This window comes from Rathayibacter sp. AY1F2 (assembly GCF_002930885.1).
In the GTDB taxonomy this organism is placed as follows: domain Bacteria; phylum Actinomycetota; class Actinomycetes; order Actinomycetales; family Microbacteriaceae; genus Rathayibacter.
In genome coordinates this window covers 114,951-140,552 of the sequence record NZ_PSVG01000004.1, presented here as the reverse complement: position 1 = coordinate 140,552, position 25,602 = coordinate 114,951, and the positions used below count along the sequence as shown (strand labels likewise).

Genomic DNA, 25,602 nt, shown 5'->3' with positions numbered 1-25,602 from the left:
GCGGCGCGTGGCAGCATGGGGCGGTGCCTCCCGAGTCGACCCCTTCCTCCTGGCGCGCCCGCGTCGGCGAGCTCAGCGGACCCGCCGAGGCCGAGTCGCCGCCCGTCCTCACTCCGATCGGGCTGCAGTTCGAGCTGCGCCGGCTGGTGCGCCGGGCCGACGATCCCTGGCGGGCGCCGGCGAGCGAGCGCGTCACGGCGAAGACCTACGACGCCGCCGAGCGCCGCGACCACCGTCTGGCCACCCGCCCCGTCGTCCGCGGGCGCGGGGGCGCCTGGAACCGCACCACCCTCACCTGGAAGTCGCTGAACTTCCAGACCCACCGGCTCTCGCTCGACCCCGCTCACCAGCGCTGGTTCGCCGAGTTCGCGGCCCTGCACCGCGCCACGCGCACCGTCCACCTGGGGCAGGACCCCGACTGGATCCATCTCGACGACTACGAGAGCCCGCTGCTCTGGCGGCTGCTCGAGCAGGCGCAGGCCGTCGGGATCCCGCTGCTCGCCCCGGAGAAGGGCGCGGTCCGCCTCGCCGGTCCCGCCCATGTGGCGGTGACGGTCTCGGCGGAGGCGGGAGGCCTGCGGCTGCGGCCCGTCCTGCGGATCGACGGCGCGGAGCACGCACCCGAGTCGGCGCGTCCGGTCGCCCGGCACGGCGTCTACGCGGTCGAGGGCGGCGATCCGTCCTCGCTCCTGCTCGCGCCCGCGTCCCTGCCCTTCGACGACGAGGAGCTGCGGCTCCTCGACCACCCCGAGGAGACGGAGGTCCCGGCGGAGGACGTGCCCGAGTTCGTCGGCGAGCACCTCCCCGCCCTCCGCGGCCGCGTCGCGGTGCGCGAGGAGGGCGTCGACCTCGTCCTGGACGATCCGGAGCCCCCGCGCCTGGTCTGCACGGTCTCGTTCGAGCCGCGGCGCGCCGTCAGCGTGGGCTGGCACTGGCGCCGCTCGGCCGATCGCGCGGGCGAGCTCGACGGCACGGCCGACGCCGCTCTCGAGCGCGCGGTGCTCCGCCGGGTGCGCTCGGTGCTCGGCGAGGCCGGGTCCGCTCTCGTGCCGGAGCCGGGGACGAGTGCGGTCCTGCGCGGGGCCGAGGCGGCGGTGTTCGTGGTGGAGCAGCTCCCGCAGCTGGAGGGGATCGGCGGGGTCCGGATCGAGCGCGAGGGCGCGGCCCCGGACTACCGCCTGCTGACCGGACCGCTCACGCTCACCATCACCGCGGTCGACACCGAGAGCGCCGACTGGTTCGACCTCGGCGTCGTCGTGACCATCGGCGACGCGACCGTGCCGTTCCTGCCCCTCTTCCGCGCTCTGGCCGCGGGCGGCGACCGCATCCGCCTGGTCGACCACTCCTACCTCTCGCTCGCGCACCCCGGCCTCGACCGGCTCCGGGAGCTGCTGACCCGGGCGGACGAGCTCGTGGAGTGGGAGACGGGACCGCGGCTCGGCCGGCACCAGACCGGGCTGTGGAACGAGCTGGAGGAGCTCGCCGACGAGAGCGTCCCCTCCGACGCGTGGCGCGCCGTGCTCGACTCCGCGCTGGCCGCCGGGTCGCCGGAGGACGTGGAGCCGCCGGAGGGACTGACCGCCCGGCTGCGCCCGTACCAGCGGGCGGGCTACGCCTGGCTCGTCCACCGCCTCCGTCACGGGCTCGGCGGGATCCTGGCCGACGACATGGGCCTCGGCAAGACCCTGCAGGCGCTGGCCATGATGCTCGACGCGGTCGAGGAGGCGGGCCGCGCCGGGATCCGCCGCGCGCCGTTCCTCGTGGTCGCCCCCACCTCGGTCGTGCCGGGCTGGCGCTCGGAGGCCGAGCGCTTCGCGCCCGCCCTGCGCGTCCACGTCGTCGCGAGCTCGCGGGAGGGCGCGCTCGACGCGATCCCGGGCGACGCGGACGTGGTCCTCACCAGCTACGCGGTCCTGCGCCTCGGCGGCGAGCGCTGGGCGTCGAGGACGTGGTCGGCGCTGATCCTCGACGAGGCCCAGTTCGTCAAGAACCCCGCCTCACAGACGCACCGGGCCGCCCGCGGGGTCGGCGCGCCCGTCACGCTCGCGCTCACCGGCACACCGCTGGAGAACTCGCTCGACGAGCTCTGGGCGGTCCTCGCCCTGGTGGCGCCCGGGCTCCTGCCGCCGCTGCGCCGCTTCCGCGAGGAGTACACCCGGCCGATCCTGCACGCGGAGGCGCCCGTCGGCATCGGTTCGCCCGATCTGTCCGAGGGACGGACCGTCAGCCACACCGAGGGCGCGCGCCGCCGCCTCGAGAGACTGCGCCGGCGACTGCGTCCGTTCCTGCTCCGCCGCACCAAGGAGGCGGTGGCGCCGGAGCTCCCCGAGAAGCAGGAGCAGACGATCGAGGTCGCGCTGACGCCCGCCCACAGGGTGCTCTACGACGGCTACCTCCAGCGCGAGCGGCGGAAGCTCCTGGGCCTGGTCGACGACCTCGACCGGCAGCGCTTCACGGTGTTCCGATCGCTCACCCTCCTGCGCCTGCTCGCGCTCGACGCGTCCCTGGTCGACCCGGCCTACCGGCACGTCCCGTCCGCGAAGCTCGACGTGCTCGTCGAGCAGCTCGACGACGTGATCGCGGAAGGCCGTCGGGCCCTCGTCTTCAGCACCTTCACCTCGTACCTGGAGCGGGCGGGGGAGCGGCTGCGTCGGCGCGGCATCCCGTTCGTGCAGCTCGACGGCTCCACGCGGGACCGCGCGGGAGTGATCGAGGAGTTCCGCTCGGGAGCCGCGCCCGTCTTCCTGATCAGCCTGAAGGCGGGCGGCACCGGGCTCACCCTCACCGAGGCCGACCACGTCTTCATCCTCGACCCGTGGTGGAACCCGGCGGCCGAGGCGCAGGCCGTCGACCGCGCGCACCGCATCGGCCAGGAGCGGCGGGTGAACGTGTACCGGCTGGTGGCGACGGACACGATCGAGGAGAAGATCGTGCGCCTCCAGGAGCGCAAGGGCCGCCTCAGCACGGCGGTGCTCGACGAGGGCGAGCTCTTCGCCCGGGCGCTGTCGGCCGACGACGTCCGCGAACTGCTGGCCGAGTGACCACGGCCCCACGAAGGGTGACAGAACGGCCAGCCGCGGCCCAGGATCCGAGCGCACACTGAGCGGATGAGACGCCGCCGCCCCCGCCCCCGCGCCGACTGGATCGTCGCCCTCGAGAAGGGCGACGACGCCGGGCTCTTCGGACCGGGCAGCGCGGTCTGGGCGGTCAACGGCGGCCTGCCCACGATGATCGCCGGAGTGCGGGCTCTGCTCATGCAGACCCTCCATGCCGGAGCGATGGCCGGTGTGCACGACCACTCCCGCTACCGCGAGGACCCGATGGGCCGCCTCGACAACACGGTCCGCTGGGTCCTGACCACCAGCTTCGGCGACACCGCCGCGGCGAGCGGAGCGGCGCGCTGGGTGACCGGCGTGCACGAGCGGATCGTCGGCTCCTACGAGGACGCCGGCGGGCGTGAGCGCTCCTACTCGGCGCAGGACCCCCGCCTGCTGCTCTGGGTGCACGACGCCTTCACCGACGCGTTCCTCGGCGCCCACGAGATCTGGGGCGGACGGATCCCCGGCGGCCCCGACGCTTACGTGCGCGAGTGGGCCGCCTCCGGCCGGCTGCTCGGAGTGCAGGATCCGCCCGAGAGCGTCGCGGAGCTCCGCGCGCAGCTCGCCGGATTCGCGGGCGAGCGCAAGCCCGACGCACGCGTGCACGAGGCGGTCGGGTTCCTCCGCGACATCCGGCTGCCGGGCGAGGCGGGCGTGGTCTACCCGCTGCTGTTCGCCGGCGCGGTCGCCTCGCTCAGCCCCGAGGTGCGGAGGCTCCTAGGCCTCCGGCGCCCGTGGTGGCCCGCGATCACGGCGAACCGCCTGCTGTTCGTGTTCCTGGGCCGGTATCTCGGCCGGGTCTCGCCGAGCGAGCAGGCCGCGATCGACCGCATCGCCGGCCTCGACCAGGTTCGCACCGGCGCCTGACGCTCTTCCCGTACACCTGTCCGGGAAGTGGTAGACTGACGTCGATGACTCCCGCCCGCCTCGCCTCCGTGCCCGCGGCGGAGTCCCCCTCGGCGCTCGGCTCCGCCGATCCGCGAGCCCGGCGCACCCGCCGCCGCGTGTTCGACGCGGTCGAGCGGCTCGTCATGCAGAGCGACGGCGAGAGGGCCGAGGGCATCGCGGTGAGCGACATCGTGCGCGAGGCCGGGATCAGCCGCAGCTCGTTCTACGCCCACTTCGACGACGCGGCGGGAGTCGCCTCCGCGCTGCTCCGCCAGGACCTCGTGGTCGCCGACGTCGCCGAGGGCGATCCCGCCGACCGCTCCGGAGCCGACGCCCTGCAGCGCGGCTACTCGCGGCTCGTCGAGCGGCTGGTCGACCGCCACGCCTTCCATGCCCGGCTCCGCGCGCGGGCCTCCGCCCGGGTCGCCTCCGACGACGCCGTGCTCGACACGGCGCTCGCCCTGCACCGCGAGGTGCTCGCCCGGGTCGACGTCCCCGCAGCGGTCGACCCCGAGCTCACCGCGGTCTTCGCGGCCGGCGGCGTCCTCTCCGTGGTCGGCGCCTGGCTCGCCGGCTCCCTCGACGGCACCGACGAGGAGCTGGTCGAGCACCTCGTCGCGCTGCTCCCGGCCTGGCTCGCCGCTGCGCCGCTGCGCCCCCTGGACTCCTCACTCCCACCACGCCCCACGACGAAAGGCACGACATGATGACATTCGAGGTCGGCGAGACCCTGGTCTACCCGCACCACGGAGCGGTGACGATCACCGGGCTCGAGAAGCGCTCGGTCAAGGGCGTCGAGAAGACGTTCATGACGATGAACGTGCACACCAGCGAGCTCACCATCACCCTCCCCGTCGAGAACGCCGAGCTCGTCGGCGTCCGCGAGATCATCGACGACGCCGGAGTCCAGGCGGTCTACGACGTCCTGCGCAGCGACGTCGCGGAGGAGGCCAGCAACTGGTCCCGCCGCTTCAAGGCCAACCAGGAGAAGATGGCCAGCGGCAGCGTGTACCGCGTCAGCGAGGTCGTCCGCGACCTGTGGCGCCGCGAGCAGGCGGGCGGCGTCTCGGCCGGCGAGAAGCGGATGCTCCTCAAGGCGCGTCAGATCCTCGTGTCGGAGCTCTCGCTCGCCCTGAAGGGCACCGACGAGGAGGCCTCGGCCAAGCTCGACGAGGTCCTCGCCTCGGCGATCTGACCCCGCGTCGCGGCGGGTCGGCTCACTCGGGCCGGCACGCCGCGATGATCCTCGCGGCGACCTCGTCCTGCGAGGCGGAGCCGTCGATCCGCACCAGGAGCTCGCGCTCGTCGTAGACCTCCGCCAGAGGAGCCGTCTCGCGCTCGTAGACCTCGATCCGGTTCCGCACCACCTCGGGGTCGTCGTCGGCGCGGTCCTGCTCCTGCGCCCGCACGTGCAGCCGTTCGACGACCACGTCCACGTCGGCCGTCAGCAGCACGACGCACGAGAGCGGTGTACCCCGCTCCTCGAGGAGCTCCGCCAGCGCGTCCACCTGGGCGAGCGTGCGCGGGTAGCCGTCGAGGATGAACCCGTCCCGGGCGTCCTCCTCGGCGATGCGCTCGGCGACCAGGGCGTTCGTCAGCTCGTCCGGCACGTACTCGCCGGCCTCCACGAGCGCCCGCAGACGCCGTCCGAGGTCGGTGCCGTCGGCGACGTGCGCGCGGAACAGATCGCCGGTGGAGATCGCCGGCACCCCCAGCTCGCGCGACAGCACGGCCGCCTGGGTGCCCTTGCCCACGCCGGGCGGGCCCATCATGATGACGCGCATCGCTCGTCCTCCTCGGTGTCGTCAGGCGATGCTAGCGGTGCGGAGCGGGGTGGCCGGTGCACACCGCGCCCGTAGGCTGGCGGGACGAGCCGAGGAGGAGCGATGCCCGCAGCACCCGGGGCCGAGCAGGCCGCCGCCGATCTGGCCGCGCTCCTGCGCGAGGTCTCCGCAGAGCTCGACGCCCGCGGCATCGCCGACCAGGCCGTCGCCGAGCTGCGGACGCCGCGCGCGATCCTCGGCTTCCGCCGCAAGCCGGTGATGGCGCCGGTGACCCGCGCGTGGCGCCTCGGCGTGGTGCTCCTCGGACGCGAGGGCGAGCTCCTCGCGACGGGATCGGTCACTCGTGCCGTCGCTCCGCTGCACGCCAACAACCAGTCCGAGTCGCAGGAGGCGCGCCGCGAGATCCGGCGCGCCGCCTTCGACGGTCCGTTCCAGGAGGGCGAGATCGTCAACTACGGCTGGCGGCGCCTCGCACTGGACGCCGCAGCGCTCGAGTCGGGCCAGGAGCCGCTGGCCCTGCGCGGCTCCGAGGTGCTCGTGCGCTGGGCGCCCGGTCTGGGCGAGCAGGGACTGATGCCGCTGCGCCGGTACCTGGCCGACCGCCTCGACCTCCTCGAGGCCGACTAGCGCCGGGTCACTCCTCCTCGGCCACCGGGTGGAACCACGGCGGGTAGACGGCGACGCGGGGAGAGGCGTCGATGCCCTCGAAGAGAGCCTTGACGCGGTTGCGGGCGGCGACCGACGCCACGCCGACCGTCGCGACGCCCTCGAGCGGGAAGCGCTCGGGCACGAGCGCCTCGGCGCTGCGCAGGGCCGGCTCGTCGACCAGGAGGCGCGCGAAGGTGCGCACGAGCGCGTCGCCCTCGGTGAAGCGCGTGAGGACGTGGGAGGCGTCGCCGTCGCTCAGGACCGGGGCGGAGGCGAGCGAGCCCACCAGGACGACGTACTGCGAAGCGGTGGTCTCGTGGGCGCTCGGCGACCAGTGCGGAGCGACCCGCTCGCCGCGCAGGTCGGCCCAGAGGGCGGCGTCGGGGGAGAGGAAGAAGGGCACGAAGCCGGCGACGCTGACGCCGTCCTTCACCTGCACGGCACGGCGGTGCTCGCGGGTGGTCTCGGCGCTGACGTCGATCGCGGGGCGCTCCTGGAGCTGCTGGTCCGCCAGGATCGCGCCGGCGGCGACGATCGCCTCGAGGTTGTCGAGGTGGGTGACGTGGTAGATCCGCTGCGCGGCGATGTCGACCTTCGGCAGGGGCTTCTCGCGCGCCGTGCCGCGGGCGGCGGCACGGGCGGTGGCCGCACGGGAGGTCCCGGGCACGCGCGCGGGGGCGCGGGTGGCACGGCCGACCTGCTCGGGGAGCTTCTTCGGGGTGCAGACGTCGCAGAGCGCGATGTCGAGGCCGTGGATGCATTCGGTGGGCACTCTGGATTCCTTCTGCGCGCGGGCTCGGGGTTCCGCCGCAGGGACGACGTTACGCGACCGGGGCCCTCGCGCGTCCCGGCGGCGGGGATCTGCGGAGCCGCGGCGTCCGCCCGGGCATCCTCTGGGAGGCGCCGGAGCACCGCTCCCCGCCGCGTAGCGTGAGCGGGATGAAGCGCGTGCCGCCCGCCGAGGGCCAGGAATCCGTCTGGGACTACCCGCGACCCCCGAGGGTCGAGACCACCGCCGAGCACGTGGTCGTGCGGCTGGGCGGCGTCGTCGTCGCCGAGACCCGCGACGCTCTCCGCGTCCTCGAGACGAGCCACCCTCCCGTCTACTACCTCCCCGTGTCCTCGTTCGCGCCCGGGGCGCTCGAGCCCGCGCCCGGCCGCAGCATCTGCGAGTTCAAGGGCGCGGCCTCCTACCTGACCCTGCGCGGGGGAGGAGGAGCGGTCGCGGAGGCGGCGGGCTGGACGTACCCCGAGCCGATGGCCGGCTTCGAGGCCCTCGTCGACACCGTCGCCCTCTACCCCGGCCGGATGGACTCCTGCACGGTCGACGGCGAGGCGGTCCAGCCGCAGCCGGGCGACTTCTACGGCGGCTGGATCACCTCGCGCGTGGTCGGTCCGTTCAAGGGCTCGCCGGGCACGATGTTCTGGTGAATCAGACGGGGGAGGGCGGACCGAGCGGGTCCTGGACGAGGACCGCTCGTGCTGCGTCGATCCCCGAGGCCTCCAGCGTCCATTCCGGCCGCACCAGGGTCTCCGGTGTGACGCGGAACCGCAGCTCCTCGACCGACATACCGTCCGGACCGACGATCCGGTGCGTCCCGTTCGGCCGGTAGCCGAGGGCCTCCGAGACCCGGATCGAGCGGGTGTTCCAGGCCAGAGCGCCGCTCTCGGCGACCTCGGCTCCGAGGTGGTCGAAGGCGAGGAGGAGGACGGCGGCGCGCATCTCCCGCCCGAGGCCGCGGCCCTGCGCCGAGCGGGTGAGCCACGAGCCCGAGGTCAGGGTGCGGGTGGCGGCGAAGGACTCGGCGACCACGTCCTGGCAGCCGACGACCCGGCCGTCCTCGACCACGGCGAACGCGACGCGCCACGACTCCCGCGTCGTCTGCGCGCGCTGCGACCAGTGGAAGCGGGCGAGCTCGCCGGGCAGGCGCTCCGCCGTCGCCTCGGCCCAGGGGGAGGGGAACGGCGAGCGGCCGCTCTCGTGCACGCCCGCGAGGGCTGCCTCGGCGAGAGGGCCGAGGTCGGCGTCGCGGACCGGATGCAGCTCGAGCCGCGGCGTGCGCAGCTCCAGCGAGAACAGGGGCCAGGGGTCGGTGCTCATCCGACGACGCTAGCGAGCGGAGGCGCGCACCGCGCGACCAGGCGGGTACCGGTGGTGGGACTCGAACCCACAAGCCCTCTCGGACAGAGCATTTTGAGTGCCCCGCGTCTGCCATTCCGCCACACCGGCTCATCACCAGCCCGTCGAGAATACCGTAGGCTCATCGGCGTGACTGACCAGGAACCCTCGTCGACCGCACCCCGTCGGGTCGTCGTCGCCGAAGACGAATCCCTCATCCGCCTCGACATCGTGGAGATCCTCCGCGACAACGGCTTCGAGGTCGTCGGCGAGGCCGGCGACGGAGAGACCGCTGTGGCCCTCGCCACCGAGCTGCGCCCCGATCTCGTCATCATGGACGTCAAGATGCCCCAGCTCGACGGCATCTCGGCGGCCGAGCGCCTCTCGAAGGCGCACATCGCGCCTGTCGTCCTGCTCACCGCCTTCAGCCAGAAGGAGCTCGTCGAGCGCGCCAGCGAGGCCGGAGCGCTCGCCTACGTCGTGAAGCCCTTCACGCCCAACGACCTGCTGCCCGCGATCGAGATCGCCCTCTCGCGGTACGCCCAGATCCTCACCCTCGAGGCCGAGGTCGCCGACATGGTCGAGCGCTTCGAGACCCGCAAGCTCGTCGACCGCGCCAAGGGCCTGCTCAACGAGAAGATGGGGCTCACCGAGCCCGAGGCGTTCCGCTGGATCCAGAAGGCCTCCATGGACCGCCGGCTCACCATGCACGACGTCGCGCAGGCGATCATCGAGCAGCTGAGCACGAAGAAGGCCTAGCGCGAGGCCGGGCCCGAGGGCCCACGGCCTCAGGGCCAGAGGCGGGTGCGCTCCCACGGGGAGCCGCCCGCCTCCGTCGTTCCCGGGCGGTACTCGAGACGGGTGTGATCCTGCTCCGGCGCGGTCGAGCCCTGCCAGAACTCGATGCGCTCGGGCACGACGCGGTAGACGGCCCACTCCCGGTCGAGCGTCGCGGGCGAGCAGCCCACGGCGACGCTGGTCTGGAGCGTGACGAGGCCGAAGTCCTGCGCGCTGCGCATCGGCTCGCTCTGGCGTCCGACGAGCAGGGCGGTGCGAGCGGCCTCGGAGCGGCGGCGGAAGTCGTCGGCCGACTCCTGCGCGGAGGCGCGCTCGACCCGGCCCTCGACCCGGACCTGACGGCCCTGGACCGGCCAGAAGAAGGTCAGCGCGGCGTGCGGGTTCTCCTCCATGGCGCGTCCCTTGGGGCTGGTGGCATGGGTGGAGAACGCCCAGCCCGCCTCGTCGATCTCGCGCAGCACGAGCACGCGCGCCGAGACGGTGCCGTCGTCGGAGGCGGTGGAGAGCGTGGCGCCGTGGGGGAGGAGCTGGCCCGCGTCCTTCGCCTCCTCGAGCCACTGCGCGAACAGCTCGAGAGGATCGGCCGGAGCCGCCTCCGCATCGAACGAGGGCAGCTCGGAGGGCATGGACGGGAGGCTCTTGAGGAGATGGCGAAGGCTCATCCGCTCAGTGTCGCCCTTCGGGCACCACCGGGCACAGTGGGGCGCCGTCGCTTGACAGTGCCGCTCGCCGCGGTGCCGGGTCCCCGAGCGGCGCGGCCGACCGGTCGATCCCCCGTCGCTCGCAGGCACGGGCGGTCCCGACGGCGGTCGCGGTCCTGGGCGTGGTCGTCGCCCTCCGCTCCCGCGAGGGGGACCCGTCCGCTCCCGTCAGCGGGCGTCGCGGATGATGTTGGTGATCCGCACGGTGGAGAGGCGGCGCCCCTCCTGGTCGCGCACGACGATCTCGTGGGTGGTGAGGGTGGAGCCCAGGTGGATCGCGTCGCAGGTGGCGATCACGAAGCCCGAGTGGACCGACCGGCTGTGGCTCGCGTTCAGCTCGATGCCCATCGCCAGGCGGCCCGCGCCGGCGTGCACGTTCGCCGCGATCGAGCCCATCGACTCGGCGAGCACGACGTGCGCGCCGCCGTGCAGGATGCCGACCGGCTGCCGGTTGCCCTCGACGGGCATCGAGGCCACCGAGTGCTGCGGGGTGAGCTCGTGCCAGAGGATCCCCATCCGCTCGGCGAGCTCGCCCATGCCGCGGCCGATCCCGGCGACCAGGTCGAGCGCGGGCGGGCGGATCCAGGCGGTCGTGGTGGGGGTCGGCTCGGTCACGTCGCTCCTCGCGCTGGAGCCTCGGAGCGGCCCTGACCGGCGGGCGCGAGCGGGCCGATCCGGTGTCGGAGGCGCTGTGTAGTCTGGCCCTGTGTCAGATCCGGAACAGCCTACCCTCCTGCTCGTCGACGGCCATTCCCTGGCGTTCCGGGCGTTCTACGCGCTCCCGGTCGACAGCTTCCAGACCCGCGAGGGCCAGCACACGAACGCCATCCACGGCTTCCTCTCGATGCTGATCCTGCTGCTGAAGAACGAGAAGCCGACCCACCTCGGCGTCGCGTTCGACATCTCCCGCTACTCGTTCCGCACGCGCGAGTACCCGGAGTACAAGGGCACCCGCGGCGAGACGCCGCCCGAGTTCAAGGGCCAGGTCCCCCTCCTCGAGGAGGCGCTGCACGCCATGAACATCCGGACCGTCTCGAAGGAGGACTTCGAGGCCGACGACATCCTCGCGACGCTCGCGCGCCAGGGGGCCGAGGCCGGCTTCCGCGTGCTGGTCGTCTCGGGCGATCGCGACACCATCCAGCTGGTGACCCCGGACGTCACCCTGCTCTACCCCTCCACCCAGGGCGTCTCGCAGCTCACCCGCTACGACCGCGACAAGGTGTTCGAGAAGTACGGCGTCGAGCCGCACCAGTACCCCGAGATCGCCGCCCTCGTCGGCGAGACCAGCGACAACCTGCCCGGCGTCGACAAGGTCGGCCCCAAGACGGCCGCGAAGTGGGTCAACCAGTACGGCACGGTCGCCGACATCATCGCCCACGCCGACGAGATCAAGGGCGTGGTCGGCGAGAAGCTGCGCGAGCAGAAGGAGAACGCGCTCCGCAACCGCCGCCTCAACCGGCTGGTGACGGACGTCGAGCTCCCCCTCGGGCCGCACGATCTGACGCGCCGTCCGATCGATCCCGACGCGGTCCGCGAGATCTTCAGCCGCCTCGAGTTCAAGACCCTGCAGGAGCGGGTCCTCACGATCGCCGCGGAGGAGGGCGTCGACGGCGCTGCCGCGGCCCTGGCGGGCGACGTGGTCACGACCTCCGCACCCGCCGTCCGCACCCTGGTCGACGAGGAGCTCGCGCACTGGCTCGACCGCGTGTCGGCGAAGGGCACCGCGCCGGTCGCCGTGCAGGTCCTGCTCGGAGCCGGCGGGCTCGAGGGTGTGGGCCTCGCGGTCGAGAAGGAGACGGCGTTCGTCCCGTGGGCCGCCGAGCGGCCCGACTACACCGCGCTCGAGCAGTGGCTGGCCGGGCCCGCCCCCAAGTACTTCGCCGACGCGAAGCCCCAGATCAAGGCGCTTCGGAGGGCCGGACTCCCCGTCGCGGGGCTCGCGTTCGACACCCGCGTCGCCTCCTGGCTGGTGCAGCCCACCGGGCATCCGGCCACGCTCGCGGCGCAGGTCGCGCAGCACCTCGACGAGACCATGGCGCAGGGCGACCCGAACCAGCTGGTCCCCACCGTCGAGCCGATGGGGCCCGCCACCGAGGCCTGGTACGCGTACCGGCTCGTCGCTCCGCTGCGCGAGCGGCTGGGCGAGGGGATGCTCTCGGTGCTCGTCGACATCGAGCTGCCGATCGTCCAGGTCCTCGCGACGATGGAGCTCACCGGCGTCGCGATCGACGCCGACGTGCTGGCGCGCCTCCGCGCCGAGCTGACCGTTTCGGCCGCCGACCTCGCGAGCCGCGCGTTCGCCGAGATCGGCCACGAGATGAACCTCGGCTCGCCCAAGCAGCTGCAGCAGGTCCTCTTCGAGGAGCTCGACATGCCGCGCACCCGGGCCACGAAGACGGGCTACACCACCGACGCCTCCGCCCTCGCCGACCTGCAGGAGTCCCACCCGCACCCGTTCCTCGGGCTGCTCCTCGAGCACCGCGACGCGACCAAGCTCAAGCAGATCATCGAGACGCTCGAGAAGTCGGTCACCGCCGACGGCCGGATCCACACCAGCTACGACCAGACCGGCACGGCCACCGGCCGGATCTCCTCCAACGACCCGAACCTGCAGAACATCCCCGTCCGCAGCGAGGTGGGCCGCCGCATCCGCACCGCCTTCGTCCACGGAGCGGACGCGAGCACCCTCCTCACCGCCGACTACTCGCAGATCGAGATGCGGATCATGGCGCACCTCTCCGGCGACGCCGGGCTGATCGAGGCCTTCCACTCCGGCGAGGACCTGCACCGCTTCGTCGGGTCGCGGATCTTCGGCGTCGATCCGGGCGACGTCACCTCGGCCATGCGCAACAAGGTCAAGGCGATGTCGTACGGCCTCGCCTACGGCCTGAGCGCCTTCGGCCTGTCGAAGCAGCTGCGCATCTCGAGCGCCGAGGCCAAGCAGCTGATGACCGACTACTTCGTCCGCTTCGGCGCGGTGCGCGACTACCTCCGCAGCGTCGTCGAGCAGGCCCGCGAGACCGGCTACACCGAGACGATCTTCGGTCGCCGGCGTCCGTTCCCCGACCTGCAGAGCGCGAACCGCGTCCTCCGCGACAACGCCGAGAGGGCGGCACTCAACTCGCCGATCCAGGGCTCGGCCGCCGACATCATGAAGCGCGCGATGATCGGCGTGCAGGCCGACCTCGACGAGCAGGGGCTCGGCTCTCGGATGCTCCTCCAGGTGCACGACGAGCTGATCTTCGACGTCGCCCCCGGCGAGGAGGAGCCGCTCGAGGCGATCGTCCGCGGCCGGATGGCGGGTGCCGCCGACCTGAGCGTCCCGCTCGAGGTGCAGGTGGGCCACGGGTCCGACTGGGACGTCGCCGCGCACTGAGCCGGCCGCAGGGCCTGGCTAGGCTCGGAGGCATGAGCACCGACACCCCCCGCGAGCCCACCGCCGTCGACGCCGTCGCCGAGCGCTGGGTCGACACGCTCGTCGACCTCGACCCCACCCTCGGCACCGCGATCGGACGCAGCGGCGCGAACGGCCGTCTGGGCGACTACTCGCCGGCCGGTCTCGAGCAGGCCCGGGCGGCGACCGCCTCGGCCCTCGCCGAGCTCGAGGCCGCCGACCCCGTGGACGACGTCGACCGCGTCACGGTCGCCGACCTCGGCGCCGAGCTCCGGCTCTCCCTGGAGGGGCACGACGCCGGTCTGCCGCTGCGGGACCTCAACGTGATCGCGTCCCCGGCGCAGGAGCTGCGCGACGTCTTCGACCTGATGCCGACGGACGAGGTCGCCGACTGGGAGGCGGTCGCCGAGCGGCTGCTGGCCGTGCCGGCCGCCCTCGAGGGCTACGCGGAGACCCTGCGCGAGGGGATCCGCACCGGCGTGGTCCCCGCCCGCCGCCAGGTCGAGCTCGTCGCCGAGCAGGCGCGGAAGATCGCCGCTCCCCGCGGGTTCTTCGCCGAGCTGGCCGCGGAGGCCGCTCCCGCCGCCGGATCCCTGCCCGCGTCGCTCGCTCAGCGGCTGGAGGACGGCGCCCGCCGTGCCTCGGCCGCCTACGGGTCGCTCGCGCAGTTCCTCCGGGGCGAGCTCGCCCCCGCCGCGACCGAGCAGGACGCCGTCGGCCGGGAGCTGTACGCGCTGCACTCCCGCCGCTTCCTCGGCGCTGTCGTCGACCTCGACGAGACCTACGAGTGGGGGATCGAGGAGCTGGCCCGCATGACGTCCGAGCAGGAGGCGATCGCGCGCGAGATCCTGCCCGGCGCCTCCGTCGCCGAGGCGATCGCCCACCTCGAGGCGGACCCGGCCCGCACTCTGCACGGCGTCGACGCTCTGCAGGCGTGGATGCAGGAGACCAGCGACCGCTCCGTCCGCGAGCTCGCCGGCACCGCCTTCGACATCCCGGAGGAGGTGCGCCGCCTCGAGTGCAGGATCGCGCCGACCCAGGAGGGCGGCATCTACTACACCGGTCCGAGCGACGACTTCTCGCGCCCGGGGCGGATGTGGTGGTCGGTCCCGGCCGGAGTCACCGAGTTCGCCACCTGGCGGGAGCTGACCACGGTCTACCACGAGGGCGTCCCGGGCCATCACCTGCAGATCGGCCAGGCCGTCCACAACCGCGCCCGCCTCAACACCTGGCGCCGTCAGCTCGCCGGGACCTCCGGCCACGCCGAGGGCTGGGCGCTCTACGCGGAGCGGCTGATGGAGCGCTTCGGCTACCTCGACGACCCGGCCGACCGCCTGGGCATGCTCGACGGCCAGCGGATGCGCGCGGCGCGCGTCGTGCTGGACATCGGCGTGCACCTCCAGAAGCCGATGCCGGGCTCCGGCACCGTCTGGACCGCCGAGTCGGCCCTCGACTTCATGCGGGCCAACGTGAACATGGACGACGCGTTCGTGCGCTTCGAGGTGAACCGGTACCTCGGCTGGCCGGGGCAGGCTCCGTCCTACAAGATCGGGCAGCGGATCTGGGAGCAGCTGCGCGACGAGGCGGAGGCGCGCGAGGGCGCCGCGTTCTCGCTCGCGGCCTTCCACCGGAGGGCGCTCGACCTCGGCGGCGTCGGTCTCGACACCCTCCGCTCCTCCCTCGCCGGCTGACTCCGGAACCCGCGCCTGGACGGGCGCGGCGAGATTGCCGTGCGCCTCCCGGGGCGTCTAAGCTGGGGTGTCACATCTGTGGCGCCGCCGTGCCCGCGGCGCGCGAGGAAGGCCGGTCCTCCGGCCGGCCGAGCGCGGCTCCCGGGCCGGAGGCACATCCCTCACCACCGCAGTGGTCACCACTCCGCCGAGCCGCGAGGCCCGCAGGCGGCCGCCGCCCGAGACCCATCCATCCTGGAGCATCCCTTAATGACAACCGCAACGACCGACAAGGCAACCAAGCAGGTCGCGATCAACGACATCGGGTCTGCTGAAGACTTTCTTGCCGCGGTCGAAAAGACTCTGAAGTTCTTCAACGACGGAGACCTCATCGAAGGCACCGTCGTGAAGATCGACCGCGACGAGGTCCTCCTCGACGTCGGCTACAAGACCGAGGGCGTCATCCCCTCGCGCGAGCTCTCCATCAAGCACGACGTCGACCCCTCCGAGGTCGTCAACGTGGGCGACAGCGTCGAGGCCCTCGTCCTCCAGAAGGAGGACAAGGAGGGTCGCCTGATCCTGTCCAAGAAGCGTGCGCAGTACGAGCGCGCGTGGGGCGACGTCGAGAAGATCAAGGAGTCGGACGGCGTCGTCACCGGCTCGGTCATCGAGGTCGTCAAGGGCGGTCTCATCGTCGACATCGGCCTCCGCGGCTTCCTCCCGGCCTCGCTCATCGAGCTGCGCCGCGTCCGCGATCTCACGCCGTACCTCGGCCAGGAGATCGAGGCGAAGATCCTCGAGCTCGACAAGAACCGCAACAACGTGGTCCTGTCGCGTCGCGCGCTCCTCGAGCAGACCCAGTCCGAGAGCCGCACCACGTTCCTGAACAACCTGCACAAGGGTCAGGTCCGCAAGGGCGTCGTGTCGTCGATCGTCAACTTCGGTGCGTTCGTCGACCTCGGCGGCGTCGACGGTCTCGTCCACGTCTCCGAGCTCTCCTGGAAGCACATCGAGCACGCCTCCGAGGTCGTCGAGGTGGGCCAGGAGGTCACCGTCGAGATCCTCGAGGTCGACCTCGACCGCGAGCGCGTGTCGCTCTCGCTCAAGGCGACCCAGGAAGACCCGTGGCAGGTCTTCGCCCGCACCCACGCGATCGGACAGGTCGCGCCGGGCAAGGTCACGAAGCTGGTCCCGTTCGGTGCCTTCGTCCGCGTCGCGGACGGCATCGAGGGCCTCGTCCACATCTCCGAGCTGTCGGGCAAGCACGTCGAGCTCGCCGAGCAGGTCGTGTCGGTCGGCGAAGAGGTGTTCGTCAAGGTCATCGACATCGACCTCGACCGTCGCCGCATCTCCCTCTCGCTCAAGCAGGCGAACGAGAACGTCGACCCCGAGGGCACCGAGTTCGACCCGGCGCTCTACGGCATGGCCACGGAGTACGACGACCAGGGGAACTACAAGTACCCCGAGGGCTTCGACCCCGAGACCAACGAGTGGCGCGAGGGCTTCGAGTCGCAGCGCGAGGCCTGGGAGCTGGAGTACGCCGCTGCTCAGGCGCGCTGGGAGGCCCACAAGGCCCAGGTGGCCAAGTCGCAGGAGGAGGCGGCCACCGTCTCCGAGGGCGTCTCGGTCGGCGCCGGCTTCACCAGCGAGTCGACCACCGGCGGCACCCTCGCCGACGACGAGTCGCTCGCCGCGCTCCGCGAGAAGCTGTCCTCGAACAACTGATCGCGAGCACATCGCATCGAACGGCCGGTCCCCTCGGGGGCCGGCCGTTCGGCGTTCCGGGCGACGGCGCTGGGTAGGGTGGCCGGGTGCATCTCGTCGCCCTCACCGGAGGCATCGCCTCGGGCAAGTCCACCGTCGCCCGCCGTCTCGCCGAGCACGGAGCGGTGGTGGTCGACGCCGACGTCCTCGCGCGCGAGGTCGTCGAGCCGGGGGAGCCGGCGCTGGCGGCGATCGCCGAGCGCTTCGGCCCGTCCGTGATCCGCGCGGACGGCGCGCTCGACCGCCCGGCGCTCGGCGCGATCGTCTTCTCGGACGCGGCGGCCCGCGCCGACCTCAATGCGATCACCCATCCGGCGGTGACCCTCCGTTCGCAGCGGCTGTTCGCGGAGGCCGCCGAGGCGGACCCGGCCGCGGTGGTCGTCTACGACGTCCCCCTCCTCGCCGAGGGCCGTGGAGCGGGGGAGTTCGACGAGGTGGTCGTCGTGCACGCGCCGCAGCACCTCCGCATCGAGCGTCTCGTCGCCCTCCGGGGACTGACCGAGGAGGAGGCTCGTGCGCGGGTCTCGTCGCAGGCGAGCGACGAGGACCGCCTCGCCCTCGCCGACGTCGTGATCGACTCCTCCGGCACGCTGGAGGAGACGCTCGCTCGGACCGACGCGCTGTGGGAACGTCTCGCCCGCTGACGGTCCGTCCCGGACACCCGCCCTCGTGGCCGAGCGGCCCGGCCGGAGAGCGCACCCCCGTTCGCCGCCAGCGCACGCGCCGTCCGGTGTCGGTGGTCGCGGCTACGCTTCGAACCATGGAGCCAACCCGTGCCGTGCACCCGTTCGAGGTCATCAGCGAGTACAAGCCGAGCGGTGACCAGCCCGGCGCGATCGCCGATCTGAGCGCCCGCATCAACGCCGGCGAGACCGATGTCGTCCTGCTGGGCGCCACCGGGACCGGCAAGTCCGCGACCACGGCCTGGCTCGTCGAGGCCGTGCAGCGCCCCACGCTCGTGCTCGCGCACAACAAGACCCTCGCCGCGCAGCTCGCCAACGAGTTCCGCGAGCTGTTCCCCAACAACGCCGTCGAGTACTTCGTCTCGTACTACGACTACTACCAGCCCGAGGCCTACGTCCCGCAGACCGACACCTTCATCGAGAAGGACAGCTCGGTCAACGCCGAGGTCGAGCGGCTGCGCCACTCCACCACGAACTCGCTCCTGAGCCGCCGCGACGTGATCGTGGTGTCGACCGTCTCGTGCATCTACGGCCTCGGCCAGCCCGAGCAGTACCTCGAGGCGATGGTGGCGCTCCAGGTCGGCCAGCGGGTCGACCGGGACCGCCTCATCCGCAAGTTCGTGTCGATGCAGTACGCGCGCAACGACGTCGACTTCGCCCGCGGCACCTTCCGGGTGCGGGGCGACACGATCGAGATCATCCCGATGTACGAGGAGCTCGCGATCCGGATCGAGATGTTCGGCGACGAGATCGAGGCGCTCTACACGCTCCACCCGCTCACCGGCGACATCGTCCGGAAGCTCGACTCCGTGTCGGTCTTCCCCGGCTCGCACTACGTCGCCAGCCAGGACGTCATGCACCGTGCGATCGACACCATCCAGCAGGAGCTCGAGGTGCGCCTGGCCGACCTCGAGAAGCAGAACAAGCTCCTCGAGGCGCAGCGCCTGCGGATGCGCACGACCTTCGATCTCGAGATGATGCAGCAGATCGGATTCTGCTCCGGCATCGAGAACTACTCCCGCCACATCGACGGCCGCGAGTCGGGCGAGGCCCCGCACTGCCTGCTCGACTACTTCCCGGACGACTTCCTCGTCGTGATCGACGAGTCGCACGTGACGGTGCCGCAGATCGGTGCGATGTACGAGGGCGACGCGTCCCGCAAGCGCACGCTGGTCGAGCACGGCTTCCGCCTGCCCTCGGCGATGGACAACCGGCCCCTGAAGTGGGAGGAGTTCAAGTCGCGCGTCGGTCAGACCGTCTACCTCTCGGCGACCCCGGGCCGCTACGAGATGGGCATCGCCGACGGCATCGTCGAGCAGATCATCCGCCCGACCGGCCTGATCGACCCCGAGATCGTCGTCAAGCCGACGAAGGGCCAGATCGACGACCTGCTCGAGGAGATCAAGCGCCGCACCGAGCGCGACGAGCGCGTGCTCGTCACGACGCTGACGAAGCGCATGGCCGAGGAGCTCACCGACTTCCTCACGGAGGCCGGCGTCCGGGTCCGCTACCTGCACTCCGACGTCGACACCCTGAGGCGCGTCGAGCTCCTCTCGGAGCTGCGAGCGGGCGTGTACGACGTCCTGGTCGGCATCAACCTGCTGCGCGAGGGGCTCGACCTGCCCGAGGTCTCGCTCGTGGCGATCCTCGACGCCGACAAGGAGGGCTTCCTCCGCTCGTCCACGTCGCTCATCCAGACGATCGGCCGTGCGGCGCGCAACGTCTCGGGCGAGGTCCACATGTACGCCGACAAGGTGACGGACTCGATGCGGCTCGCGATCGACGAGACCGACCGCCGACGCGAGAAGCAGGTCGCCTACAACCTCGACCACGGCATCGACCCGACGCCGCTGCGGAAGAAGATCGCCGACATCACCGACGCCCTCGCCCGCGAGGGGGCCGACACCGCCAAGCTGCTCGCCGGGCGCGACGCCAAGAAGAAGAGCCCGACGCCGAACCTGCGCCGTCAGGGTCTCGCCGCGAACGGCGGCAACGACCTCGAGGCGATCATCTCCGACCTCAACGGGCAGATGCTCCAGGCGGCGGGCGAGCTCAAGTTCGAGCTCGCGGCCCGGCTGCGGGACGAGGTCCAGGAGCTCAAGCGCGAGCTCCGCCAGATGGAGAAGGCCGGGCACCTGTCCTGATCGGGGGCGCTGATCCGCAAGGGGAGGGGCCCGCGGATCAGCGCCCAGCGAACGCCACGGGCGATGTCGGTGGCTCCGCATACACTTTCGGAGTGTCGATCCTGAACGCCGTTACGGACCCCTCCTCCACCCCCTCTCCCTCCTTCCACCGCTTCGTCTCCTCGCTCGACGAGTCGTCCTCGAAGCTGGTGGTGAGCGGCGCGCGGGTGCACAACCTGCAGAACGTCGACCTCGAGATCCCGCGCGACTCGATGGTGGTGTTCACCGGTCTCTCGGGCTCGGGCAAGTCCTCCCTGGCCTTCGACACGATCTTCGCGGAGGGCCAGCGGCGCTACGTCGAGTCCCTCTCCGCGTACGCCCGCCAGTTCCTCGGGCAGGTGGACCGGCCGGACGTCGACTTCATCGAGGGCCTCAGCCCCGCGGTCTCGATCGACCAGAAGTCGACGAACCGCAACCCGCGCTCGACCGTCGGCACGATCACCGAGATCTTCGACTACATGCGTCTGCTGTGGGCGCGCATCGGCGTCCCGCACTGCCCCATCTGCAGCGAGCGGATCTCCGCGCAGACCGTGCAGCAGATCGCCGACCAGCTGATGGAGCTCGAGACCGGTACCCGCTACCAGATCCTCAGCCCCGTCGTCTCCCAGAAGAAGGGCGAGTTCGTCGACCTCTTCAAGGAGCTGACCGCGGGCGGCTACTCCCGCGCCATGGTGGACGGGAAGCTCGTCCAGCTGAGCGAGCCGCCGGTGCTCAAGAAGCAGTACAAGCACGACATCTCCGTCGTGGTCGACCGGCTCGTGGCCGGCCCCGACATCCTCGGGCGCCTCACCGACTCGCTCGAGACGGCCCTGCGGCTCACCGACGGCATCGTGCAGATCAACTACGTCGACGGCGAGGGCGACGGCGCCTGGACCACCTACTCCGAGAAGCTGTCCTGCCCCAACAACCACCCGATCTCGCTGACCGAGATCGAGCCGCGGACCTTCTCCTTCAACGCGCCCTTCGGCGCCTGCCCGGAGTGCTCGGGCCTCGGCACGCGCATGTCGGTCGACGACGAGCTGCTGCTCGGCGACCCCGACCTGAGCATCGCCGAGGGCGTCATCATCCCCTGGACCACCCAGGGCAAGGGCTTGTTCCAGTACTACGAGAAGCTGCTCGACGGCCTCTCCCGCGACCTCGGCTTCACGCTCACCACCCCGTGGAAGCGCCTCAGCACCGAGGTGCAGCAGGCCGTCCTCCACGGCGACAACTTCGAGGTCAAGGTCAAGTGGAAGAACCGCTACGGCCGCGAGATGAGCTACACCTCGGGCTTCGAGGGCGTCGTGCCCTACATCGAGCGCCAGTTCGTCCAGGCCGAGACCGACGTCCAGCGCACCCGCTGGTCCGAGTTCCTCCGCGAGGTGCCCTGCCCCGTGTGCAAGGGCTCCCGCCTGAAGCCGGAGGTGCTCGCCGTGCTCGTGCACGGGGCGAGCATCGCGGACGTGGCCGACCTCAGCCTCGGCGACGCCCAGGACTTCATGAGCCGGCTCGAGCTGACCGACCGCGAGGCGCACATCGCCGCGCAGGTGCTGCGTGAGATCCGCGCGCGCATCGACTTCCTCATCGAGGTCGGGCTCAACTACCTCAACCTCTCGCGCGCCGCCGCCTCCCTGTCGGGCGGCGAGGCGCAGCGCATCCGCCTGGCGACCCAGATCGGCTCCGGGCTGACCGGCGTGCTCTACGTGCTCGACGAGCCGAGCATCGGCCTGCACCAGCGCGACAACCGCCGCCTGATCGACACCCTCATCAAGCTGCGCGACCTGGGCAACACGCTGATCGTGGTCGAGCACGACGAGGACACCATCCGCACCGCCGACTGGATCGTCGACATCGGCCCGGGCGCCGGGGTCAACGGCGGCAAGGTCGTGCACTCCGGCTCCTACGAGTCGCTGCTCGAGAACACCCACTCGCTCACCGGCGACTACGTCTCGGGCCGCAAGGCGATCGAGGTCCCGAAGAAGCGGCGGAAGATCGACCGCAAGCGGATGATCAAGGTCGTCGGGGCGAACGCCAACAACCTCCGCAAGGTCGACGCGGAGTTCCCGCTCGGCACGTTCGTCGCGGTCACCGGGGTCTCCGGCTCCGGCAAGAGCACCCTCGTGAACGACATCCTCTACCGCGTGCTCGCCAACCAGCTCAACGGCGCCCGCAAGGTGCCGGGCAAGCACACGCGCGTCACCGGCCTCGAGAACCTCGACAAGGTCGTGCACGTCGACCAGAACCCGATCGGCCGCACGCCGCGCTCGAACCCCGCCACCTACACGGGCGTGTTCGACCGCATCCGCAACCTCTTCGCCGAGACCACCGAGGCGAAGGCGCGGGGGTACCTGCCCGGACGCTTCAGCTTCAACGTCAAGGGCGGCCGCTGCGAGGCCTGCTCGGGCGACGGCACCATCAAGATCGAGATGAACTTCCTGCCCGACGTCTACGTGGCGTGCGAGGTCTGCGGGGGAGCGCGCTACAACCGCGACACACTGACCGTGCACTACAAGGGCAAGAACATCGCCGAGGTGCTCGACATGCCGATCGCCGAGGCGGCCGACTTCTTCGAGCCCATCACGGCGATCCACCGCTTCCTCCGCACGCTGGTGGAGGTGGGCCTCGGCTACGTCCGCCTCGGCCAGAGCGCGACCACGCTCTCCGGCGGCGAGGCGCAGCGCGTCAAGCTGGCCACCGAGCTCCAGCGCCGCTCCAACGGCCGCAGCGTCTACGTGCTCGACGAGCCGACGACGGGCCTGCACTTCGAGGACGTCCGCAAGCTCCTCCTCGTCCTCAACGGCCTGGTCGACAAGGGCAACACGGTGATCACCATCGAGCACAACCTCGACGTCATCAAGTCCGCCGACTGGCTGATCGACATGGGTCCCGAGGGCGGCGCCGGCGGCGGACAGGTGGTCGCGGTGGGCACCCCCGAGCACGTGGCGAAGGTCGAGGGCAGCCACACCGGCATGTTCCTCGCCGAGATCCTCGGCTGACGCGAGCGAGAGGCATGGCGCAGACAGTCGACTTCCGGCCGAAGCCGGGTGAGATCCCGACCCTCCCGGGCGTGTACCGCTTCACGGACGCCCGGGGGCGGGTGCTCTACGTGGGCAAGGCCAAGAACCTCCGCGCGCGGCTGAGCAACTACTTCGCCCCGCTGCCGAGCCTGCACGAGCGCACCCGGCGGATGGTCACCTCGGCCTCCGGCGTCGAGTGGACCGTTGTCGGCACCGACGTCGAGGCCCTGCAGCTCGAGTTCACCTGGATCAACGAGTTCGATCCCCCCTTCAACGTCAAGTTCCGCGACGACAAGTCCTACCCCTACATGGCGGTGACGCTCGGCGACGAGGCCCCGCGGGTGATGGTCACGCGGAACGCCAAGATCAGGAAGGCCCGCTACTTCGGGCCCTACCCCAAGATCTGGGCGATCCACGAGACGATCGACCTGATGATCAAGGCGTTCCCGATCAGGACCTGCAACGACTCCAACTACAAGCGCGCCATGCAGAGCGGCAAGCCCTGCTTCGCGTCGCAGATCGGCCGCTGCGGCGGGCCCTGCTCCCACCGTGTCACCTTCGCCGAGCACCGCGAGATGGTCGACCGCTTCGTCGCCTTCATGGGCAGCCACGACCGCCGGATGATCGGCGAGCTCGAGAAGGAGATGCGCGAGGCCGCCGCGGCGATGGAGTACGAGCGCGCCGGCAAGCTGCGCGATCAGGCCGCCGCCCTCGACGCGGTCCTCGCCAAGAGCGCGGTCGTGCTCAAGGACAACGTGGACGTCGACCTCTACGCGATCGTCCACGACGAGCTCGCCGCCTCCGTGCAGCAGTTCCGGGTCCGCGGCGGGCGCATCCGCGGCGAGCGGGGCTGGGTCGTCGACAAGGAGCTCGACATGAGCACGGCGGAGCTCGTCGACACGGCCCTCCAGGCCGCCTACGAGACCGGCGACGTCCCGCCCCGGGAGGTCGTCGTGCCGGAGCTGCCCGAGGACACCGAGGCGCTCGAGGAGTGGCTGAGCGGACTGCGCGGCACGAACGTGCGCCTCCGAGCGGCCCAGCGCGGAGACAAGGCCGCCCTCCTCGAGACGGCGACGCAGAACGCGAAGCACTCGCTGATGCTCTACAAGACCCGCCGCTCCGCCGACTTCACCGCTCGGACGCAGGCCCTGGAGGACATCCGCGACGCCCTCGGCATGAGCGAGGCGCCGCTCCGGATGGAGTGCTACGACGTCTCCCACCTCAGCGGCACCAACATCGTCGCCTCGATGGTGGTCTTCGAGGACGGGCTCGCGCGGAAGGACCAGTACCGGCGGTTCTCCATCGCGGAGTCGACGGACGACACCGAGTCGCTGCACCAGGTGCTCACCCGCCGCCTCGCGTACCTCCGCGAGCCGGTCGAGCCCGCGGCGGTCGACCCCGAGACCGGCGAGGCCAAGCGGCGCAAGTTCTCGTACCCCCCGCAGCTGCTGATCGTCGACGGCGGCCAGCCGCAGGTCGCAGCCGCGCAGCGCGCGCTCGACGAGTCCGGGGTGACCGGCATCACCCTCTGCGGGATCGCCAAGCGCCTCGAGGAGATCTGGCTGCCGGACTCCGACTTCCCCGTCATCCTGCCGCGCAACAGCGATGCGCTCTTCCTCTTCCAGCGCATCCGCGACGAGGCGCACCGCTTCGCGATCACCCACCAGAGGACGCGTCGCAAGCGCGACATCTCGTCGCAGCTGGCCGAGGTGCCCGGGCTCGGAGGCACGCGCGTGCGCGACCTGCTGAAGCACTTCGGATCCGTCGCCCGGCTCCGCGAGGCGGGCGAGGCCGAGATCGCCGAGGTCAAGGGCATCGGCCCGACGCTGGCGGGCGCGATCCACGCGCACCTGCATCCGGACGGGTCCGCCGTCGGGGGCACGCCCTAGGCTGGAGGCCCGCGCTCCGGGGGAGAGCGGCCGGTGCCCGGCACCGAGGACACGAGCAGACACGAGCACGGAGAGCGCATGAGCACGGAGAGCGAGCAGCAGGACGTGCTGATCGTCACGGGGATGTCCGGAGCGGGCCGGTCCACGGCCGCGAACGCGCTGGAGGACCTCGGCTGGTACGTCGTCGACAACCTGCCGCCGCAGATGCTGCGCCCGCTGGTCGACCTGGCGCAGCGTGCAGGGGACACGCTGCCGAAGATCGCGGCGGTCGTCGACGTCCGCGGACGCGACTTCTTCGAGGACCTCGGCGACATCGTCCGCGAGCTGCGCGCCGGGGTCGACCTCCGAGTGGTGTTCCTCGAGGCCACCGACGCCGCGCTCGTCCGCCGCTTCGAGCAGGTGCGCCGTCCGCACCCGCTGCAGGGCCGGGGGACCCTCCTCGACGGCATCTCCGCCGAGCGGACGCGCCTCGCTCAGCTGCGGGAGTCGGCCGACATCGTCATCGACACCTCGGACCTCAACATCCACCAGCTGGCCACCAGCATCACCGAGCGCTTCGCCGAGGCCGGCCGCGCGGGCCTCCAGGTCACGGTGATGAGCTTCGGCTTCAAGTACGGGCTGCCGACGGACGCCGACATGGTGGCCGACGCGCGGTTCCTGCCGAACCCGTACTGGATCCCGGAGCTGCGTCCGCACACGGGTCTCGACGAAGAGGTGAGAGACTACGTGCTGGCCCAGCAGGGCGCCGAGGAGTTCATCGACTCCTACTCCCGGGCCCTGCGCCCCGTGCTCGACGGCTACCAGCGCGAGAACAAGCGCCACGCGACCATCGCGATCGGTTGCACGGGAGGCAAGCACCGCTCCGTCGCGGTCGCGGGCCGTGTCGCGGCCCGTCTGGCCGAGCTGCCGGGCGTCGCCGTCAACGTGGCGCACCGCGACCTCGGCCGAGAATGATCCCCGCGCGCTCAGCCGCGCACCCGACGTAAG

General features: G+C 71.8%; 20 protein-coding genes and 1 tRNA gene. 15 read left to right on the top strand and 6 right to left on the bottom strand.

Going from position 1 to position 25,602, the window contains the following annotated elements:
- Positions 1-23: 23 nt before the first annotated feature.
- From C5C54_RS05010 to C5C54_RS04995, 4 genes are all read left to right on the top strand, one after another.
- On the top strand, positions 24-3,041 hold the full coding sequence (locus tag C5C54_RS05010) for a DEAD/DEAH box helicase (protein WP_104246845.1): 3,018 nt from the start codon (positions 24-26) through the stop codon (positions 3,039-3,041).
- 66 nt (positions 3,042-3,107) lie between these two features.
- The gene (locus C5C54_RS05005; protein WP_104287915.1) at positions 3,108-3,965 is read left to right on the top strand and encodes an oxygenase MpaB family protein; all 858 of its coding nucleotides are present in this window, start codon (positions 3,108-3,110) and stop codon (positions 3,963-3,965) included.
- 44 nt (positions 3,966-4,009) lie between these two features.
- Entirely contained in the window at positions 4,010-4,693 is a 684-nt protein-coding gene (locus tag C5C54_RS05000) for a TetR/AcrR family transcriptional regulator (protein WP_104221877.1), read from the top strand.
- A complete protein-coding gene (locus tag C5C54_RS04995; RefSeq protein WP_068257183.1) occupies positions 4,693-5,181 on the top strand; it encodes a CarD family transcriptional regulator in 489 nt (162 codons plus the stop codon). The genes C5C54_RS05000 and C5C54_RS04995 overlap by 1 nt, the downstream gene beginning before the upstream one ends.
- Positions 5,182-5,203: 22 nt before the next feature.
- On the opposite strand, the gene C5C54_RS04990 is transcribed toward C5C54_RS04995, so the two are convergent.
- Complete coding sequence (locus C5C54_RS04990; RefSeq protein ID WP_104260728.1) at positions 5,204-5,770, bottom strand: adenylate kinase; 567 nt, start codon at positions 5,768-5,770, stop codon at positions 5,204-5,206.
- A 102-nt stretch (positions 5,771-5,872) separates the two neighbouring features.
- Between C5C54_RS04990 and C5C54_RS04985 the strand changes: the two genes are divergently transcribed.
- Positions 5,873-6,397, top strand: coding sequence for a hypothetical protein (locus tag C5C54_RS04985; RefSeq protein WP_104232649.1), 525 nt, complete (start codon positions 5,873-5,875; stop codon positions 6,395-6,397).
- A 7-nt stretch (positions 6,398-6,404) separates the two neighbouring features.
- On the opposite strand, the gene C5C54_RS04980 is transcribed toward C5C54_RS04985, so the two are convergent.
- The gene (locus C5C54_RS04980) at positions 6,405-7,190 is read right to left on the bottom strand and encodes a DarT ssDNA thymidine ADP-ribosyltransferase family protein (RefSeq protein WP_104221883.1); all 786 of its coding nucleotides are present in this window, start codon (positions 7,188-7,190) and stop codon (positions 6,405-6,407) included.
- Between the two features lie 167 nt (positions 7,191-7,357).
- On the opposite strand from C5C54_RS04980, the gene C5C54_RS04975 reads away from it, so the two are divergent.
- A complete protein-coding gene (locus C5C54_RS04975; protein ID WP_104257829.1) occupies positions 7,358-7,849 on the top strand; it encodes a DUF427 domain-containing protein in 492 nt (163 codons plus the stop codon).
- Position 7,850: 1 nt separating this feature from the next.
- Here C5C54_RS04975 and C5C54_RS04970 read toward each other — a convergent pair whose 3' ends face one another.
- Together C5C54_RS04970 and C5C54_RS04965 are read right to left on the bottom strand one after the other, a co-directional pair.
- Positions 7,851-8,519, bottom strand: coding sequence for a GNAT family N-acetyltransferase (locus C5C54_RS04970; protein WP_104287914.1), 669 nt, complete (start codon positions 8,517-8,519; stop codon positions 7,851-7,853).
- 46 nt (positions 8,520-8,565) lie between these two features.
- Positions 8,566-8,648 (bottom strand) — tRNA-Leu (locus C5C54_RS04965).
- A gap of 39 nt (positions 8,649-8,687) precedes the next feature.
- Between C5C54_RS04965 and C5C54_RS04960 the strand changes: the two genes are divergently transcribed.
- Entirely contained in the window at positions 8,688-9,296 is a 609-nt protein-coding gene (locus C5C54_RS04960) for an ANTAR domain-containing response regulator (protein ID WP_104221889.1), read from the top strand.
- 29 nt (positions 9,297-9,325) lie between these two features.
- Here the strand turns inward: C5C54_RS04960 and C5C54_RS04955 are convergent, their stop codons facing one another.
- Both C5C54_RS04955 and C5C54_RS04950 read right to left on the bottom strand, forming a co-directional pair.
- Positions 9,326-9,997 carry a pyridoxal 5'-phosphate synthase gene (locus C5C54_RS04955; RefSeq protein ID WP_104232645.1) on the bottom strand — a complete coding sequence of 224 codons (672 nt, stop codon included), beginning with the start codon at positions 9,995-9,997 and terminating at the stop codon, positions 9,326-9,328.
- A gap of 207 nt (positions 9,998-10,204) precedes the next feature.
- The gene (locus C5C54_RS04950) at positions 10,205-10,651 is read right to left on the bottom strand and encodes a PaaI family thioesterase (protein WP_374953047.1); all 447 of its coding nucleotides are present in this window, start codon (positions 10,649-10,651) and stop codon (positions 10,205-10,207) included.
- A gap of 91 nt (positions 10,652-10,742) precedes the next feature.
- Between C5C54_RS04950 and polA the strand changes: the two genes are divergently transcribed.
- From polA to rapZ, 8 genes are all read left to right on the top strand, one after another.
- Complete coding sequence (gene polA, locus C5C54_RS04945; protein ID WP_104273125.1) at positions 10,743-13,412, top strand: DNA polymerase I; 2,670 nt, start codon at positions 10,743-10,745, stop codon at positions 13,410-13,412.
- Between the two features lie 32 nt (positions 13,413-13,444).
- The gene (locus tag C5C54_RS04940; protein ID WP_104273124.1) at positions 13,445-15,121 is read left to right on the top strand and encodes a DUF885 domain-containing protein; all 1,677 of its coding nucleotides are present in this window, start codon (positions 13,445-13,447) and stop codon (positions 15,119-15,121) included.
- Between the two features lie 249 nt (positions 15,122-15,370).
- On the top strand, positions 15,371-16,825 hold the full coding sequence (rpsA, locus tag C5C54_RS04935) for a 30S ribosomal protein S1 (protein ID WP_104225298.1): 1,455 nt from the start codon (positions 15,371-15,373) through the stop codon (positions 16,823-16,825).
- Positions 16,826-16,911: 86 nt separating this feature from the next.
- Positions 16,912-17,508 (top strand): dephospho-CoA kinase, encoded by a 597-nt coding sequence (coaE, locus tag C5C54_RS04930; RefSeq protein ID WP_104287913.1) that lies wholly within the window; start codon positions 16,912-16,914, stop codon positions 17,506-17,508.
- Between the two features lie 116 nt (positions 17,509-17,624).
- The gene (gene uvrB, locus C5C54_RS04925) at positions 17,625-19,691 is read left to right on the top strand and encodes an excinuclease ABC subunit UvrB (RefSeq protein WP_104221901.1); all 2,067 of its coding nucleotides are present in this window, start codon (positions 17,625-17,627) and stop codon (positions 19,689-19,691) included.
- Between the two features lie 188 nt (positions 19,692-19,879).
- A complete protein-coding gene (gene uvrA, locus C5C54_RS04920; protein WP_244229661.1) occupies positions 19,880-22,705 on the top strand; it encodes an excinuclease ABC subunit UvrA in 2,826 nt (941 codons plus the stop codon).
- 14 nt (positions 22,706-22,719) lie between these two features.
- The gene (gene uvrC / locus C5C54_RS04915) at positions 22,720-24,615 is read left to right on the top strand and encodes an excinuclease ABC subunit UvrC (RefSeq protein ID WP_104268633.1); all 1,896 of its coding nucleotides are present in this window, start codon (positions 22,720-22,722) and stop codon (positions 24,613-24,615) included.
- 78 nt (positions 24,616-24,693) lie between these two features.
- Positions 24,694-25,569: an RNase adapter RapZ gene (gene rapZ, locus C5C54_RS04910; RefSeq protein ID WP_097166020.1), complete on the top strand. Its 876-nt coding sequence runs from the start codon at positions 24,694-24,696 to the stop codon at positions 25,567-25,569.
- Positions 25,570-25,602: the final 33 nt, after the last annotated feature.